Source organism: Nonomuraea mesophila, assembly GCF_004352805.1.
Lineage (GTDB): Bacteria > Actinomycetota > Actinomycetes > Streptosporangiales > Streptosporangiaceae > Nonomuraea > Nonomuraea longispora.
On the sequence record NZ_SMLD01000379.1, the window covers coordinates 1 to 1276 of the forward strand.

Genomic DNA, 1276 nt, shown 5'->3' on the forward strand with positions numbered 1-1276 from the left:
GGTGTGTCTCAGGACATAGGCAACCGCCGCGATCAACAGCGTGTGCGGTGTGTCCAAGGCCAGAGTTGTCATCACCGCTGTTGTCGTCGAGGGCCGGTCCCAGGCAGAGGTCGCCCGCGCTTACGGAGTGTCCAAGGGCTGGGTGTCCAAGCTCGTCGCGCGCTACCGGGCCGAGGGCGAGGCGGCGTTCGAGCCCCGCTCCCGGGGGCCGAAGAGCTCGCCGAACGCGATCGACGCCGACACCGTCGAGTTGATCGTCCGGCTCCGCAAACAGCTCGCCGAGCAAGGCCTGGATGCCGGCCCGGACACCATCGCCTGGCACCTGCGCCAGCACCATCAGCGGACGGTGTCCCGGGCCACGATCAGCCGATACCTCACCCGTCGCGGCCTGGTGGTACCCGAGCCGAAGAAGCGGCCCCGCTCGTCCTACATCCGCTTCCAGGCAGAACAGCCGAACGAGACCTGGCAGGCCGACTTCACCCACTACCGCCTCGCCGACGGCACCGACACCGAGATCCTGTCCTGGCTGGACGACCACTCCCGCTACGCCCTGTCGGTGACCGCGCACGCCCGCGTCACCGGCCCGATCGTGCGCGACACCTTCCGCGCCGCGGTCGCCGCGCACGGCGTGCCGGCCTCCACGCTGACCGACAACGGCATGGTGTTCACCACCCGGCTGGCCGGGGGGCGCGGCGGCCGCAACGCCTTCGAACACGACCTGCGCCGCCTGCACGTCCGCCAGAAGAACAGCCGCCCCAACCACCCCACCACCTGCGGCAAGGTCGAACGCTTCCAGCAGACCATGAAGAACTGGCTGCGCGCCCAGCCCGACCAGCCGGCCACCCCGGCCGACCTGCAGACGCTTCTCGACCGTTTCGCCGATGCCTACAACCACCGCCGCCCGCACCGGTCCCTGCCGCGCCGCGCCACCCCGGCAGCGGCCTACACAGCCTCGCCCAGGGCCCTGCCCGACGGCAGCCGCGACGCCGACACACACGCCCGCGTCCGCCACGACCGCATCGACCCCTCCGGCGTGGTCACCCTGCGCGTCAACGGCCGCCTCCACCACATCGGCATCGGCCGAACCCACGCCCGAACCCACGTCATCCTGCTGATCGACGACCTGCACGTCCGCATCGCCAACGCCGTCACCGGAGAACTCCTGCGCGAGCTGACCATCGACCCCGCCCGCGACTACCAACCCCAGGCAAACCCCAACACGACGAAACCCCCGAACCCGTAGGTTCGAGGGTTTCCGATGTCCTGAGACATCACA

1 protein-coding gene is annotated in these 1276 nt (G+C 70.2%); it reads left to right on the forward strand.

Features of this window, described 5'->3' with window-relative positions; genetic code table 11:
* Positions 1-49 precede the first annotated feature (49 nt).
* On the forward strand, positions 50-1243 hold the full coding sequence (locus E1295_RS48135; RefSeq protein WP_132642095.1) for an IS481 family transposase: 1194 nt from the start codon (positions 50-52) through the stop codon (positions 1241-1243).
* The last annotated feature ends 33 nt before the right edge of the window (positions 1244-1276 follow it).